Origin of the sequence: Shewanella surugensis, assembly GCF_023284005.1 — a bacterium.
GTDB classification, from domain to species: domain Bacteria; phylum Pseudomonadota; class Gammaproteobacteria; order Enterobacterales; family Shewanellaceae; genus Shewanella; species Shewanella surugensis.
On sequence record NZ_JAKIKS010000344.1, the window covers coordinates 1 to 823 of the forward strand.

Below are 823 nucleotides of genomic sequence, written 5' to 3' on the forward strand. Positions count from 1 at the left end.
GTAAGGTGTTCGATCAGGGTCATTGGGTTACCTCTCAGAAAGTGAGGTGCGATTAGATCACAGTAATTCAGCAGATTCAATCTTTGTTAACAAAGTGCGATCCCGCCCTGCGGCGTAAGCGGGGCCACTGCTGAAAGTATTATATGTCTTTAAAGGAGTCGGTTTGTGGAAAATATGGATATGGGTGGATTGTTAGTCTTAATTTTATTAGGTGGTGTTTTTTTATATGAAGTTTGGGCTGTGTTTCAATCTGTTATAGCGCAAAAGTGGCCTTCGACACAGGGGAAAGTGATTAAGTCTATGTTAGATGTACATCCCCGACTCAGTGCGACAGTCCAAATAGAATATTCTTATACTGTAAATGGTCAAGAGTTCAAGTCTTCGAATAGTGTTTTTGGTTATGTAGGTTATGTCTTTTGGTTAGTTAGAAAATGGTATATAAACGAAGATGATTTAGTGGTTTATTATAATCCATTAAAGCCGAATAAAGCGGTATTGGTTACAGGGGTACGATTATTCTTTATTGCCGAATTTATACCTTTTGGCTTGCTTTATTATTTCTACTTAAAACCCGTGTACGGTATATAACTGGCCGTTAAAAAATGGAAGACTGAATACATTCACACTCTATTTATTCACATGTACGATATTGATGTTTTTAAACCTCATCTTATTGGATATTATGGAAAACCGTAAAAACATGATCAAATCAATTTTAATTACGGGTTGCAGTAGCGGTATCGGCCGCTTTTGTGCTGAACAGTTACATGAGTCCGGTTTTAAGGTCATTGCCAGTTGTCGCAAGCTTGAAGATGTGGCGGCG

At 38.2% G+C, this 823-nt stretch carries 2 protein-coding genes; both read left to right on the forward strand.

Annotated features, from left to right (window positions below):
• The first annotated feature begins 174 nt into the window (after positions 1-174).
• On the forward strand, positions 175-588 hold the full coding sequence (locus L2764_RS27435) for a DUF3592 domain-containing protein (RefSeq protein WP_248943488.1): 414 nt from the start codon (positions 175-177) through the stop codon (positions 586-588).
• Positions 589-700: 112 nt separating this feature from the next.
• Positions 701-823 (forward strand): SDR family NAD(P)-dependent oxidoreductase (locus L2764_RS27440; protein WP_248943490.1); only part of this gene is annotated, 123 nt, incomplete at its 3' end.

Excerpts from the sequence above, each read along its gene's own strand:
- L2764_RS27435 (WP_248943488.1), top strand. The coding sequence starts at position 175 with ATGGATATGGGTGGATTGTTAGTCTTAATTTTATTAGGTGGTGTTTTT.